The sequence below is a fragment of the Candidatus Oscillochloris fontis genome (assembly GCF_004138135.1).
GTDB classification, from domain to species: domain Bacteria; phylum Chloroflexota; class Chloroflexia; order Chloroflexales; family Chloroflexaceae; genus Oscillochloris; species Oscillochloris fontis.
Map to the genome: position 1 here is coordinate 1 of NZ_RYFD01000032.1, position 14,270 is coordinate 14,270.

At 59.7% G+C, this 14,270-nt stretch carries 11 protein-coding genes; 10 read left to right on the plus strand and 1 reads right to left on the minus strand.

Going from position 1 to position 14,270, the window contains the following annotated elements; genetic code table 11:
• Positions 1–144: 144 nt before the first annotated feature.
• From EKD03_RS12470 to EKD03_RS12510, 9 genes are all read left to right on the plus strand, one after another.
• Positions 145–747 (plus strand): methyltransferase family protein, encoded by a 603-nt coding sequence (locus EKD03_RS12470; protein WP_129631128.1) that lies wholly within the window; start codon positions 145–147, stop codon positions 745–747.
• 196 nt (positions 748–943) lie between these two features.
• Entirely contained in the window at positions 944–2,056 is a 1,113-nt protein-coding gene (locus EKD03_RS12475) for an RNA-guided endonuclease InsQ/TnpB family protein (protein WP_129631131.1), read from the plus strand.
• Positions 2,057–2,114: 58 nt separating this feature from the next.
• Positions 2,115–4,172, plus strand: a complete 2,058-nt coding sequence (locus EKD03_RS12480; RefSeq protein WP_129631134.1) for a serine carboxypeptidase — start codon at positions 2,115–2,117, stop codon at positions 4,170–4,172.
• A gap of 1 nt (position 4,173) precedes the next feature.
• Positions 4,174–4,938: an alpha/beta hydrolase gene (locus EKD03_RS12485; RefSeq protein WP_129631137.1), complete on the plus strand. Its 765-nt coding sequence runs from the start codon at positions 4,174–4,176 to the stop codon at positions 4,936–4,938.
• A 4-nt stretch (positions 4,939–4,942) separates the two neighbouring features.
• Positions 4,943–5,917 carry an ABC transporter ATP-binding protein gene (locus EKD03_RS12490; RefSeq protein ID WP_129631141.1) on the plus strand — a complete coding sequence of 325 codons (975 nt, stop codon included), beginning with the start codon at positions 4,943–4,945 and terminating at the stop codon, positions 5,915–5,917.
• A 76-nt stretch (positions 5,918–5,993) separates the two neighbouring features.
• Entirely contained in the window at positions 5,994–6,518 is a 525-nt protein-coding gene (locus EKD03_RS12495; protein WP_129631144.1) for a hypothetical protein, read from the plus strand.
• Positions 6,519–6,599: 81 nt separating this feature from the next.
• On the plus strand, positions 6,600–7,403 hold the full coding sequence (locus tag EKD03_RS12500) for an ABC transporter permease (protein ID WP_129631147.1): 804 nt from the start codon (positions 6,600–6,602) through the stop codon (positions 7,401–7,403).
• A gap of 9 nt (positions 7,404–7,412) precedes the next feature.
• Positions 7,413–8,198 (plus strand): ABC transporter permease, encoded by a 786-nt coding sequence (locus EKD03_RS12505; protein WP_129631150.1) that lies wholly within the window; start codon positions 7,413–7,415, stop codon positions 8,196–8,198.
• A gap of 184 nt (positions 8,199–8,382) precedes the next feature.
• Positions 8,383–8,910 carry a DUF7226 domain-containing protein gene (locus EKD03_RS12510; RefSeq protein ID WP_129631153.1) on the plus strand — a complete coding sequence of 176 codons (528 nt, stop codon included), beginning with the start codon at positions 8,383–8,385 and terminating at the stop codon, positions 8,908–8,910.
• A 4-nt stretch (positions 8,911–8,914) separates the two neighbouring features.
• Here EKD03_RS12510 and smc read toward each other — a convergent pair whose 3' ends face one another.
• On the minus strand, positions 8,915–12,502 hold the full coding sequence (gene smc / locus EKD03_RS12515) for a chromosome segregation protein SMC (RefSeq protein ID WP_129631156.1): 3,588 nt from the start codon (positions 12,500–12,502) through the stop codon (positions 8,915–8,917).
• Between the two features lie 410 nt (positions 12,503–12,912).
• Here smc and EKD03_RS12520 point away from each other — a divergent pair, with 410 nt between their 5' ends.
• Positions 12,913–14,049, plus strand: a complete 1,137-nt coding sequence (locus EKD03_RS12520) for an amino acid ABC transporter substrate-binding protein (RefSeq protein ID WP_174842864.1) — start codon at positions 12,913–12,915, stop codon at positions 14,047–14,049.
• The last annotated feature ends 221 nt before the right edge of the window (positions 14,050–14,270 follow it).

Sequence of the window (14,270 nt, forward strand, 5' to 3'; positions counted from 1 at the left end):
CGCTACGGGCGACGCAAGGAGCATGATCTGGCACGAAAGACCGTCTTTATCCGTACATACGTACTGCGTAAGGTGAGGGTATAACATATACAAGGCAGCTTTTTTATACGCTACAATTTTATATGCTACGATTCGAGGTGTACGATGATCACACTGATTGTGGGCCTACTTGGTCTGGTTGTATTTTTTCTTGCTACCATCGTATTCGGTCGTCGGCTTCGGCAACAACCAAGCAAGATAGCCGCCGAAGAGACCAGTCGTATCATGCATTTTCTTTTCTTTGCTGGGTTAGGTTTGCCCTTTATGATTAGCATCTTCTACCCAGGCATTAACAAACTCGATTTTCTGGTTGGTTTCTCTCCGCTTCCAATGCGTCCACTCTTCATCTTGTTTGGGCTGATCATCGCCATTCCAGGGCTCTATTTTCTGAGTATCTCTAATCGTAAACTGCGTGCCCTTGGCAGCGGTGCCAATGCGTTTCGTCTGACTCAACGGGTCGTCGTGCAAGATGTCTATCGTATGACCCGTAATCCCATGTCATTCGGCTACTATCTTTCTGCTCTGAGTCTCTCGTTGATTACCGGCTCAACTCTTTTGACCCTCTATACCCTCTTTGGGATTATTCCCGTACACATCTTCTTCTTGAAATATTTTGAGGAATACGAACTCGAATTACGTCTTGGTGATTCGTATCGTACTTATAAAACGCAAGTACCATTCCTTCTTCCCTCGATTGGACGCCGTTAAAAGTCAGGAAGAGCCTTGGAGGGATGCAGTCACTCTATTTGCCTCACACCTTCCCTTAACAGGTATGCTATACTCATAGAGTGCTTGCCTTTAGGCGCGGAAACCCAGCAGCTTGAGCGCTGGAAGGAGCGCCCCGCTTGAGCGGCTTTAGTCCGGACTTGTACGGACGTTCGGGTTGTGGTATCATAATCATATTATGAGGCTCACGATACAACTGAAGTTGCAGCCCACCCCTGAGCAGGCCGACGCCCTTACGCGCACGCTTGAGCGGGCGAATGAGGCATGTAACTACATCAGCCGCGTTGCCTGGGAGACGAAGACCTTTCGGCAGTTTGCGGTTCACAAGCTGGTCTACCAGCCCGTGCGTGAGACGTTCGAGCTTGCAGCACAGTTGACGGTTCGCTGCATTGCGAAGGTCGCAGACGCCTATAAGCTCGACAAGAAGGTGATGCGGTCTTTTTCGTCGCACGGCGCAATTGCCTACGACGACCGCATCCTGTCGTTTGCCATGCCCAAAGCGGAAGTTTCGATCTGGACGTTGGACGGGCGGCAGGCAATCCCGTTCCTCTGTGGCGATAGGCAGCGCCAGTTGCTTGCCTCGCAGCGCGGTGAGACGGATCTGGCCCTGGTGAACGGTGAGTGGTACTTGTTCGCGGTATGCGAGGTTGAGACGCCCGATCCGCTTGACGTGGAAGGCGTGTTGGGGGTTGACCTGGGGGTGACGAACATCGCCGTGGATAGCGACGGCGAGATCCACGCTGGTACGGGCATGAAGAACGTTCGCTACCGGCATCGGAGCCTGCGAACCAAGCTCCAGCGGAAGCGCACTCACGGGAGCCGCCGCCGCTTGCGGAAGCTCGCAGGCCAGGAACGAAGGTACGCCGCCTGGGTGAACCACAACCTCAGCAAGCGGATCGTGGCGAAGGCCGAACGCACGAAGCGGGCGATAGCGTTGGAAGACCTGACGCACATGCGCACGCGGGTCAGGGCTCGACGGTCGCAGCGCGCCACGCTCCATAGCTGGGCCTTTTTCCAGCTTCGCGCCTTTATCGTCTACAAGGCTGCTTTGTCGGGGGTGCCTGTCCATTTCGTAGACCCTCGGAATACCTCTCGTACCTGTCCCGCGTGCGGTTGTATTGACAAGGCCAACCGCAAAACCCAGGCTTCGTTTGTTTGCACATCCTGTGGCTTCGCTGGGCCAGCAGATGTGATCGCGGCTGGCAATATTGCTGGCCGGGTGGCTGTAAGCCCGCCATACTACCCGGTTGCCGACTCGTCGGTAGTGCAGGGTAAAGCCCAAGAGCTTTAGCCTTGGGTTGCTTACCAAACCAGCCACGAGTGGAATCCCTCCACAGGAGTAGGGTGCTATGAAGCGTGTTCTCAGTATCAGCCTAGGCTCATCAACACGAGATTATCGGTTTACCGCGACCATTCTCGGCCAGCGCATCGAAATCCAGCGCATCGGTACCAATGGCGACAGCGCCCGTGCCGCTGAGCTTATCCGTGAGTATGACGGACGGGTTGATGTGATCGGGTTGGGGGGCTTAACCCCGATCTTCCGGGTGGGTGCGGCACGCTATCCTCATCACGAGGCCATTCACATTGCCAGTCAGGCCCGCCGTACTCCCGTGGTGGATGGCGGGGTGATCAAGAGTACCCTGGAGCGCTGGTCTATCGCTCAGGCGGCTCGCCGTGCGCCCGATCTCTTCCGCTACAAGAAGATCTTGCTGACGAGTGGTATCGAGCGCTATCAGATGGCGGCGGCTTTGGCTCAATATGATGCCGAACTGCGCTTTGCAGATCCAATCATCCATAGTGGGCTGCGCTTCCTGCCGCTGCCGCGCAGTCTGGCTCAGCTTGAACTCTACGCAGCGACTACGCTCCCGATCACGGCGCTCTTACCCTACCGTATGATCCACCCGATTGCGCTCGGTCAGGAGGGCCACGATCCCCGCGCTGAGCGCGTCTTCAGTTGGGCGCATGTGATTGCGGGTGATTTCGCCTTTATCCGCCGCTTTGCACCCAAAGATCTCAAGGGCAAAGTGATTGTCACCGATGATCCATCGCCCCAAGAGATTGAAGATCTGCGCCAACGCGGGGTGATGACGCTGGTGACGATGCACCCGCCCTTGACTGATGAGGGGAGTTGCCCGCGCCCGTTTGTCTCCAGTGATGTGTTGGAGGCGATTGTGGCCGCGATTCAGGAGACGGGACGCCAGCCCAATGAGGCTGAGGTGCTCGATTTTATTGCCGCTGCCCATTGGGGGCCAGCGGTGCAGGATCTCAATCCGCGCCCTAAGCCGAAGTTTGCGTTTGTGATCCACCCGCTGCGTACCGCCATGATCTCCAAGCATCCCGCCTTCCGCTGGACACGCTACCTCCCACAACGTCTGGTTGAAGTGATAGCGGCTCAGATGCCGCCGATGTATCTTTCGCGCATCCGTGGTATTCGTTCTATGTCTACCGGTGAAGAGGCCGAGGGGATCTTGATGACTCTCGCCGCAACCCCGCGTGAGATGATGCGCCGCCCTCCCGATTTCACCTACCGCCGCCTTATTCGGGCTGCGCGGATGTCTGAGCGTATGGGTGCCCGCCTGATGGGGCTGGGTGCGTTTACCTCGGTGGTGGGTGATGCTGGGATTACGGTGGCCCAAAAGACCGAAATCGGGATCACATCGGGCAACTCGCTCACGGTCGCTGCAACGCTGGAAGCCGCGAAACAGGCGGTGACGTTGATGAAGGGCGGGCGGCCTGAGCATGTTCGGGCGGTGGTGATCGGGGCTACTGGTTCGATTGGCGCGGTCTGCGCACGTCTGTTGGCCCAGGCCGTCGGTGATGTGGTGCTGATTGCACCGCGTGCTGAGCGCTTGCTGGCCCTCAAGCAACAGATCGAACAGGAGACGCCGGGTGCGCGGGTCACTGCGGCGACCAATCCCGATCCGTTTGTGAGTGATGCGGATCTGATCATTACCACCACCAGCGCTCTCACCGGCAAGGTGATCAATGTTGACAAGCTGAAGCCCGGTGCGGTGGTGTGTGATGTCGCCCGGCCCCCTGATGTCAAGAAGGAAGACGCGGCGCGCCGTCCCGATGTGTTGATCATCGAGAGTGGCGAGATTGTCCTGCCGGGTGAACCCGACTTCGGGTTCGATATTGACATGCCCCCCGGTACTGCCTATGCCTGCCTCTCGGAGACGGCGCTGCTGGCGATGGAGGGCTTGTTTGGTGATTACACCTTGGGCCGCAACATCGAACTGGAGCGGGTCAAGGAGATGTACCGCCTCTGGCAGAAGCATGGTCTTCAGTTGGCGGGCCTGCGTTCATTTGGGGTCTATGTTACCGACGAGATGATCGCCGAGAAGCGACGCTTGGCTGAAGAGCGGCGCAAACGCTTGGGCTTATCCTCTGATTTTGTGGCCAAATAGTATGGATCTCGAACATAGTATTGCTCACCCCGCCCAGCGCCGCTATGCTCGCCCGCTGCTGCTCATCCACGGGGCATGGCACGGGGCGTGGTGCTGGGAAGTGGCGCAGCCCGATTTGGCGGCGCGTGGTTTTGAGGTGCATGCGATCAGTCTGCGCGGCCACGGCAATAGCCCAAGCCCGGCCAACTTCCGCCGCAGCACGGTGGTGCAGTACGCCAGTGATGTGCGCGCCGCGATCCAGGCGGTCGGCGCACGCCCGATTGTGGTCGCCCACAGCCTGGGTGGCCTCCTGGTGCAACTGCTGATCACCGGTGTCCTCGGCCCAGTACCCGACATTGCCGGGGCGATCATGCTCTGCACCTCCCCGGTCAGCCTGCGCGACTACTTCACCCCGCGCCAGTCGGAGGAGCCGATTTCGCTCTCCGAGATGCTGCGTTTTGAACCCAAGGCGATGCGGGCGACCCTCTTCCGGCGCGATATCAGCGAGGCGGATCTGTTGCGCCATGTGGCACGTTTGGTGCCCGAACCGCCCATGATGACCATGAGTAGTATGTTCCTGCGCCCGCGCCCAGCCCGCTGCCGCACGCCGATGCTGGTGATTGGTGCCGAAAAGGACGCGGTCTATGGGCTGCCCACCCAGCGCTCAACCGCCGCCGCCTATCGCTGCGGGCTGGTCGTGGTGCCTGAGTCGGCGCACAATGTCATGCTCGATCCGGCGTGGCCAGTGGCCGCCGAGGCCATCGAGCGTTTTGCGGCTAGTCTCTAGTTCTATGCCCAACAACACCAACGCTATCCAGGTTACCGATCTGTGCAAGGTCTACCGCGTGCCAGTGCGCGAGGCCGGGTTAACCGCCGCACTACGCAGTTTGGTACAGCGCCAGACTCGCGAAGTTGCGGCGGTGGCCGGGGTCAGTTTTGCGATTCAGCCAGGGGAGGTGGTGGGCTTCCTTGGCCCGAATGGGGCGGGTAAGACAACAACCCTGAAGATGCTCTCTGGCCTGCTCCAACCGAGTGGGGGCACGGTGCAGGTGTTGGGCTACACCCCGCAGCGCCGCGAGGCGGCTTTCTTACGCCAAATGACGCTGGTGATGGGGAACCGCAACCAGTTGCAGTGGGATCTGCCCGCGCTCGACTCGTTTGAGTTGCAGCGGGCGATCTATCGTCTGCCCGCCGATACCTACCGCCAAACCCGTGACGAGTTGATCGGCTTGATGGAGGTTGGTGATCTGGTGCATAAGCCGGTGCGCAACCTCTCGCTGGGCGAGCGCATGAAGATGGAGTTCATCGGCGCTCTGCTGCATCGGCCCCAGGTACTCTACCTGGACGAACCCACCATCGGGCTTGATGTCACGATGCAGCGGCGCATCCGCAGCTTCATTGCCGAGTACAACCGTCGCTATGGGGCCACGGTCATGCTCACCAGCCACTACATGGCCGATGTTGAAGCGCTCTGTCGGCGGGTGATAGTCATTCACCACGGCCATGTGCGCTACGACGGCGCGTTGAGTGGCCTTGTCGAGCGCTTCGCGGCCTACCGTCAGATCGGCATCTCGCTGGCGGAACCAACCGATCTGAGCGCCTATGGGCAGGTCGTGGCGAGTGATGGTGGCCGCACCACACTGCGCGTGCCCAAAGCCGATGCCGCCCGCATCACCGCCCGCATACTGGCCGATCTTCCGGTGCGCGATCTAACCATTGAAGAACCACCGATTGATGATGTGATCGAGCAGGTCTTTGCGACCTGATACTCCTGCAACAGCTTGCCCAAACCAGTGGTACAATAGGGCAAATTCCTATGTATGATATGAAGGAGTTGCGACGATGGCCGTGATTATGGCGACATTTACCGACCAGCGCGACGCCAACCGCGCCGCAGCGGCCCTGCGCGAGAATGGGTTCACTGGGGCAAAAGTCGGGACGTCTGCTGGTGATGCGGGCGACCTGGTTGGCTTGGGGGCAACAGAGTATAGTTTCCGTAACATGATCATCATCGGCTCGGCACTTGCCGGAGCAGTTGCACTGGGTGCATTCGGATTCTTGCTCGGTATGTTCTCAATGGATACCCCCGATGTACGCGGGATGGGCAACATCAATAGCATTGGTCCGGCACTCTCCGCGTTGTTCATGTTTACGGCTGGGTTGGCGGTCTTTGGTGGTATCTCCGGCTTTTTGGGTGGGGTTCTCGCTTCGATGGGAGCGGTTAAGTGGCTGCGCAATTCGCTCGCTAATGGCGAAGCCCCCAAGCGCCCCATGGTGACGATTCCGGTCAGCAACAGTCGCGAAGAGGATATTGCTCACGAGGTGTTGCGGATTGTTGGCCCGCCTTTTGAGGTGGTTGTGCGCTGAGTCGTATCGAATATGCTCGATCACTAGGGCCGGAGTTCTCGCTGTGGCGAGCGCTCTGGCCCTTGGTCATGGAGGCTGCCGATGCGTCACCTCTTCGATTTTTACCGTACTACCATGAAGCTGGCCGTCATCACTCAGCTTCAGTACCGTACCGCCAACTATTTCTACATGATCGGGATGATCGCCGAACCGATCATCTATTTGGTCGTGTGGAGTACCATTGCCCGTGCGCAGGGTGGTAGTGTAGGCGGCTATACGTCGGGGAGCTTCGCCGCCTACTATATTGTCTGGACTTTAGTGCGCAACATGAATATTGTCTTTACTCCCTATGGCTGGGAGTGGCGTATTCAGCATGGCGAACTCTCGGCGGCGCTGCTGCGGCCCATCCACCCCTTGCACCGCGACATTGCCTACTTTGCAGGCTGGAAGGTGGTGGTGATCATCCTCTGGTTGCCGTTGGCCGCCGCCCTCGCGTTGCTCTTTCGCCCCGAACTGCACCCGACATGGCCGGGCATCCTCACCTTTCTGCTGGCGATATGGGGCGCATACCTTATTCGTACCATGCTGCTCTGGTGCCTGGGGATGCTCACCTTCTGGACGACCCGGGTGAGCGCGATCTACGAACTCTTCTTTGCGGTCGAACTACTCCTCTCTGGCCGTCTGGTGCCGATGGCGCTTCTGCCAAGTTGGGCGCAGCACCTTGCTCGCTACATGCCCTTCCAGTGGACCTTCGGGTTTCCGATTGAGGCGCTGGTTGGTCAGCTTACACCAGCGCAGCTCCTGATGGGCTTGGCGATGCAGATCCTCTGGATCGGGATTGGACTAGCCGGGGTGGGGGTGATCTGGCGGCAAGGGATGCGCGCCTTTACCGCTGTGGGCAATTAGGGGGCTGCGATGAGACTCATTCGGCTCGCTTTCCACTTCTTCCGCATTGGGGCGCTGAATGAATTGCAATACCGGGTCAATTTCTTTGTCCAGTTGCTCCAATCGGCGGTGGCGCTGGCGGTGGGATTGATCGGCTTGGAGTTGGTCTTTAGCCATACCCAGGCATTGGCGGGTTGGAGCCAACCCGAACTGCTCGCGGTCATGGGGGTGCATATCCTGATGGGCGGCATCATTCAAGCCTTCATCCAGCCCAATATGTTGCGCCTCATGGAAGATATTCAGCAGGGTACGCTCGATTTCGCACTGACGAAACCCGAAGATGCCCAAGTGCTCATCAGTGTGCGTGAGATCCGGATCTGGCAGTTGGTGAATGTGCTGATAGGGGTGCTGGTCTTGATCAGTGCACTAATACAGATCGGTGGCCAGATTGATCTGTTTGCCGCCCTTGCGTTTGCGCTTGCCTTGGGGTTGGGCGGTATCATGCTCTATAGTTTTTGGCTGATCCTGACGAGTATCTCCTTCTGGGTGGTGCGTATGGATGAGATGGTCAACTTGTTCGAGGGCATCTATGCAGCGGGGCGCTGGCCGGTGGGGATCTATCCCGGCTGGTTGCGGGGCATCCTCACCTTCATTGTGCCGGTGGCCTTTGCGGTGACGATCCCCGCCGAGGCACTTACCTCCCGCCTCAACCCGATGAGCCTAGGACTCGCTGGCGGGGTGGCGGTAGCGATGTTGCTCGTGGCACGCCTTGTCTGGCAACGGGGTTTGCGTCAGTATGGTGGCGCTTCTGCATGATGCTCCTGAAATTGGAGCTTGGGAAACATGGACGCGATGGGTGGGCGATGCTTCGCCTCTACTCAATTTGCCTCTTGACAAACGACAAAGGTGCGTTATAGTAGAATACAAGAACTCATGTTCGTTCATTGGGCACAAATACGAGTGGGTAGAGTACTAAACATAAACACGAATGAGGGCGACGATGAGCCAAGAGACCATCGACATTCCGCAGGCCGATATTCTCTGGGATGTGGCTTTGGTACCTGAAGCCATTATCCGGGGTAAGACGCTGCCCGATGAGATTGCGGGTTATATTGGGACAAAGGTCGCACGCCAGGGGTTGTACTACACCCAGGCAGCGCGTATCCTCGGCTTTGTGAAACCCGGTCGTTCGGGCGAACCGGCTGAGTTGACTCCCTTTGGGCGGGCCTTCGCCAACTATAACCAAGTTGAACAGCGTACCGCCTTACGCCGTATGCTCCTCCAGCGCGAACCAACCCGTTCCGTGATCGCGGCCATCCGCGCCAGCGAGGGTCTACGCCGCGCCGAGGTCGCCAGTGTCCTCCAGGAACTTGCCCCACTCGCCCAGAGTACCGCTCTGCGCCGTGCTGCCACAGTTGCCGCATGGCTCTGCGCAACCGGGCTTACCGAGTGGAAAGCCGGGCGGCTCTACTACTGTGGCCCCAATGTGCCGGTGCAACCGTCATTCCCCCAGCAGTATGCGGCGTGAGGGCTTAGACTTCCACCCGTAACGAGAAGGTCTTCGAGGCTCCGTCATCGCCCATGGTGACACCGTAGAGCGTGTCGGCGGCCTCGATGGTTCCCCGGTTGTGGGTGATCAGGATAAACTGGGTCTGATCAACTAGCACCGCGAGTGCCTCGCGGAAACGCCCTACGTTCGATTCATCCAGCGCGGCGTCGGTCTCGTCGAGAATACAGAACGGGCTAGGGTTCACCTTGAGGATGGCGAAGAGCAACGCCGCCGCCGTCAGGGTTCGCTCGCCCCCGGAGAGCAGCGCGATGCTCTGCTGCTTCTTTCCGGGGGGCCGCACGATGATCTCGACGCCTTGATCGCGCCCGCTGCTTGGTGCATCTGTCTCGTGCTCACCGACAATATGGCCATTCTCGCTCGCTGCGCTGGCTCCGGTCAGTTGTAGACGCGCTGAGCCACCGCCAAAGAGGCGCACGAAACTCTGCTCAAACTCGTCCGCTACGGCGTGGAAGGTGCGCGTGAAGCGCTGGTTCATGGCGCTTTCAAGCTCGGCGATCAATTCGTGTAGCGCGGTCTCAGCCGTGCGCAGATCGGCCACCTGCTCGCTCAAGAAGCGCTGGCGGGTGCTGGCCTCTTCGTACTCCTCCAAGGCCAACTGATTGACCGCGCCCAAGCGCAGGATCTTGGTGCGGAGGCTTTCAATCGCTGCGGGCATGTTTGGATCTACCTGGGCAGATTCGGGCACAGGCAGTGCCTCAACATCAATATCCTCCGCCGCCGCCCGCTCGTAGATCCCATCCTGGCGGTCGCTGGCGCGTTGGGCTTCGATGGTGGCGCGACTATAGGCCGCCTCCTGCTCCAACAGGATCTTGGTTGCTGCCTGTTCACGTTGCTCTAGCACGTTTTGGGCTGCCTCATCGGCGGCTAATGCCTGCTCTGCCGGGTCAATTGCGTTGCGCAGATGGTCAATCTCGTTCACCAAAGCGTGATGCTCGGCCTTGATACGGGTATGGGTACGGTCAATCTGCTCGCGTTCCTGTTCAAGTTCCGCGAGGCTCTGGCGCACGGCGGAGACCTGGCGGTTGGTCTCGTTCAGCCGCTGTTCGTGGGCCGCCAGCAGGGTGCGCTGGGCTTGCAGGTGGCCCTCAGCCGCACCAGCCGCAGCGCGTAGCTCGGCTAGTCGCTCCTGGGCTTGGCGGTCGGATTGAGCGGCGGCCTCCTGGCGGCTGCGCACTTCGGCCAAGTGGGCTTCGGCAACCGCAGCGGCGGTTTCGGCGTTATGGCACTCTTCCGCCAAGGTCGTCGCCTCAATTTCGAGGGCACGCAGGTCGCGCGCCAGCCGCTCTTGGCGTTGTGTGGCCCAACCGCGCTCCTGCTCGGCCTGTGCCAGTTGCCGCGTGGCCTGATCAACCGCCGCTCGACACGCATCGAGCGTGCGTTGGGCCTCGCGTAGGTGCGTCTCGCTCCTGCGGAGGGTGTGGGTCTGGGCCTGAATCTGGGCCTCGATCTCGGCACGCCGCTGCTCGGCCTGAGCACCATGCTGGCGGGCGAGCGCCACCTGATCGGGCAACTCGCGCAGTTCACGTTCGCGGCGCAAGACTCCGCTCTCCTTCGTCTGTGCGCCGCCGGTCACGGCACCACTACTCTGTACCTGTTCGCCCTGGAGCGTAACTATCGTCCAGCCGCCGCTCATGCGTCGCAGTTCGGCGCGGGCGGTGGCTAAGTCGCGCACCAATAACACCCGGCCTAACAACTGCTGCACCACCGGGGCATAGCGTTGATCATACGTCACCAGATCGGCGGCCACGCCTAACACCGCCAGCCCATCCACCGTCACCCCACCCAGATCGCTGCGGCCGGCGCCACGGATACTATCGAGCGGCAGGAAGGTGGCGCGTCCTGCGCCACTGCGTTTCAGTTCATTGATCGCCTCTTCGGCATCCTGCCACTGCTCCACGACCACATGCTGTAAGCGCGAACCCAGCGCGACCTCAATTGCGGTCTCGATCTCGGCGGGGGTACGGATAATACTCTGCACCAGTGCAAAGCCTCTGCGCCCACTGCGCTCGGCCCACTGCATAGCGGTGCGCACCCCAGCAAAGACGCCGGTATAGGAACGTGCCAGCCGGGTCAATGATTCAAGGCGCGCCTCAAGATCGGCGACTCGGCGGCGGGCGGCGGCGCACTGATCCTCCTGGTTCGCACGTTCACTGCGGAGGTTTTCGAGGGCACTGCGGGCGCTGCGTTCCTCCTCGACACTGGTGCGCCGCGTTGCTTCAGCCTCCGCGAGATTGCTCTGGGTGCTGGCGAGGTGGGTTTGGGCATGCGCCACCTGCGCTTCGGCTTGGGTAGCGAGCACCACCAACTGGCTGCGGTCGTGTTCAAGCCGAGTGGCCTGCGTGCGTAACTGTTCAGCACGGCTGGCTCGTTCGGCGACACTTGCAGCGGCACGCAGCGCCACCTCTTGGGCGTTGCGCACCTCGCGGACAAGCGCCTGCCGTCCACGGTCGGCCTCGGCCAGTTCCGCCTCAGCACTACGTTGAGCATGGCGTTGAGCCTCCAGGGCCGTCTCGGCCTGCTGCACCTCGGTGAGCATCTGCGTGTGCCGCGCCGCCTCCTCAGCGTGGTGAGCGGCCAATTCCTGTTGGCGGCGCTCCAGATCTTCGGCACGGCGGCTCAACGCACTCAGGCGCTCAGCATCAACCGCCAACTCACGCTGAAGGATCTCGGCACGGCGGTGCAGGTCGCTACTCTGCTGATGTAGCACCCCCAGCGATTCGCGCTGTTCGCGGAGGCCATCGCGCAGGAGGCGCAATGCATGGCTCGCCGCAAGTTGGGCGGATCGTGCGTGGTCGAGCAGAAGATCGCGGCGTGCCACTTCATCGCGGGTGCGGGTGGTCTCGGCCCGTGCATATGCCCACTGGCTTGCAAAGAACTGCTCCTGAAGGGTGCGCAGTTCACCATGCAATTCGCGGTACTGGCGTGCCTGGCCAGCTTGGCGTTTGAGTGCCCGCAGACGCGGCTCCAACTCCTCCAGCAGATCGGCCACCCGTTGCAGATTCGCGTCGGTCTCGCGCAAGCGGCGTAGTGCCTCGGCGCGGCGCAGATCGAAGCCGCCAATTTCAGCCGCATCCTCAAAGAGTCGCCGCCGCTCTTCGGGGCGCAACGTCAATGCGGCATCAACCAGACCCTGATTGATGATGGTATAGGAACCCCCTAGCGGCTCGGTGGCCGCCTGAAGATCGCGCAACCGCACGCGATTGCGGTTGATGAAATACTCATTCTCACCACTGCGTGTAGCGCGGCGAGTAATCGTAACCTCATCGAAATCGAGTGGCAGCAGGCGGTCGCTATTATCAATCGTCAGTGAGACCTCGGCCAACCCGGCGGCGGTGCGCCGCCCGCCTCCCGAATAGATCAACTCTTCAGAACGCTTGCAGCGCAGTGTGGAGAGACTTTGTTCCCCTAGTACCCAGCGCACGGCGTCGGCAATATTACTCTTACCTGAACCATTCGGCCCCACAATCGCCGTAATCCCCGGTTGAAAGGCAATACTTGTGCGGCTCGCAAAGGTCTTAAAGCCTAAAATATCGAGACGTTTGAGATACATAGATTGGTGTAGATATGTTCTGTTTGAGCGACGTTGTCGCCAAAACACAACAAAAAAGATCTTCGGAAACGACTTGCCGCCTCCGAATCCCGACAACAGCGAGGTTATTGTAGCACATGTGTGGTAATATTCCAATTGCGTCCCACCGAAGGTTGTGGTACAATCCTCAGTAATCCCAGTTGAACAAATATGACGCAGTGTCGCGTTGCCCTTGCAGATGACCTCATCACCGTGCGGATCGGGCAGAGAAACCCTTTACACCACCTGTGTTGTGCGTTCATGATTCTATACACTATTAGCCGATAACGGTTAACAGTGTATACCCAGAGGGTTCGCTGCGGCGCGTCTCTACCGATAGGGTTTGGTATAGTCAGCGTGCCGCTTAACACCATTTTAGAAGGAGCATGCAGATGAGACGGCAGGTTCTCCCCGCCTTAGCGACGGCCTTGGCCTTAGCTCTAACCGCATGTGGTGGTCAGACACCGCAGGCTGCCAACACCCCCGCCCCGGTGGCCAGTGCCCCAGCGGCAGTAGTGGATACCGCTGCCCCAGCGACCGAGGCTCCCGCTGCTTCGCCGGCTGCTCAATCCAACACCGGTGGGCGTATCCAGACCATCATTTCGCGTGGTAATCTGATCTGTGGTGTGAACAACGTGCTACCCGGATTCGGCAATGTGGATAGTGCCGGGAACTTTAGCGGTTTTGATGTTGAGTTCTGCCGTGCAATTGCGGCTGCGCTCTTCGATGATCCCACCAAGGTTGTATTTCGCCCGCTGAACGCCCAGGAGCGCTTTACCGCTCTCCAGAGCGGCGAGGTTGATGTCCTCTCGCGTAATACCACGATCACCCTCACCCGCGATGGCTCGGTGAGCCTCGATTTTGCCCCCGTCACCTTCTATGATGGCCAGGGCATGATGGTACGCAAAGACAGCGGCATCGAGACGCTGGAGGACATGGAGGGTGCGCGTATCTGCGTGCAGAGCGGTACCACCACCGAGTTGAACTTGGCCGATCAGTTCCGCGCCCGCAACATCAACTTCGAGGCCGTGATCTTCCAGGAGGCCGATCCGACCTTCCAAGCCTATGACACTGGCCAGTGTGACGGCTTCACCACCGATAAGTCGGGCTTGGTGAGCTATCAGACCAAGGCGGTCAACCCGGATGATCACAAGATCCTTGATGTCACCATGTCCAAGGAGCCACTGGCCCCGGCGGTGCTCCAGGGTGATGCGCAGTGGGCCGATGCGGTGACCTGGATTGTCAATGCCACCATCGAGGCGGAGGAGATGGGTATCACCTCGGCCAATATCGGTGACTTTGCGGCGAGCGAAGATCCCAACATCCGCCGCTTCCTGGGCGTTGAGGGCGAGTTGGGGGCTGGAATTGGCCTGCCCAATGACTTCGCCGCCCGCGTGATTAAGCATGTCGGCAACTATGCGGAGATCTACAACCGCAACCTTGGCCCCGATACCCCCTTCAACCTGCCGCGTGGTCTCAACACGCTCTATACCGAGGGTGGGTTGCTCTACTCGCCGCCCTTCCGCTAGAGATGGTTAATCGTCCGGCGGGGATTTGGGGGAGGTGAAACTTCCCCCGAAGAACTCTTTTTTCTCGTATGTTGGCGGCGAAGCCGCCAACATACGAGAAAAAAGCAGGTTTGAGGCGTAGCCCCACACGTGGGTTTTAGGGCGGCAGCCCTAAACGTAGCGCCCATATCCTCGAACCTCCACCGGCGGTCAGGTGCAATCAGCGATCTGCAATCTGAAAT

Excerpts from the sequence above, each read along its gene's own strand:
- EKD03_RS12470 (WP_129631128.1), top strand. The coding sequence starts at position 145 with ATGATCACACTGATTGTGGGCCTACTTGGTCTGGTTGTATTTTTTCTT.
- EKD03_RS12475 (WP_129631131.1), top strand. The coding sequence starts at position 944 with ATGAGGCTCACGATACAACTGAAGTTGCAGCCCACCCCTGAGCAGGCC.
- EKD03_RS12480 (WP_129631134.1), top strand. The coding sequence starts at position 2,115 with ATGAAGCGTGTTCTCAGTATCAGCCTAGGCTCATCAACACGAGATTAT.
- EKD03_RS12485 (WP_129631137.1), top strand. The coding sequence starts at position 4,174 with ATGGATCTCGAACATAGTATTGCTCACCCCGCCCAGCGCCGCTATGCT.
- EKD03_RS12490 (WP_129631141.1), top strand. The coding sequence starts at position 4,943 with ATGCCCAACAACACCAACGCTATCCAGGTTACCGATCTGTGCAAGGTC.
- EKD03_RS12495 (WP_129631144.1), top strand. The coding sequence starts at position 5,994 with ATGGCCGTGATTATGGCGACATTTACCGACCAGCGCGACGCCAACCGC.
- EKD03_RS12500 (WP_129631147.1), top strand. The coding sequence starts at position 6,600 with ATGCGTCACCTCTTCGATTTTTACCGTACTACCATGAAGCTGGCCGTC.
- EKD03_RS12505 (WP_129631150.1), top strand. The coding sequence starts at position 7,413 with ATGAGACTCATTCGGCTCGCTTTCCACTTCTTCCGCATTGGGGCGCTG.
- EKD03_RS12510 (WP_129631153.1), top strand. The coding sequence starts at position 8,383 with ATGAGCCAAGAGACCATCGACATTCCGCAGGCCGATATTCTCTGGGAT.
- smc (WP_129631156.1), bottom strand. The coding sequence starts at position 12,502 with ATGTATCTCAAACGTCTCGATATTTTAGGCTTTAAGACCTTTGCGAGC.
- EKD03_RS12520 (WP_174842864.1), top strand. The coding sequence starts at position 12,913 with ATGAGACGGCAGGTTCTCCCCGCCTTAGCGACGGCCTTGGCCTTAGCT.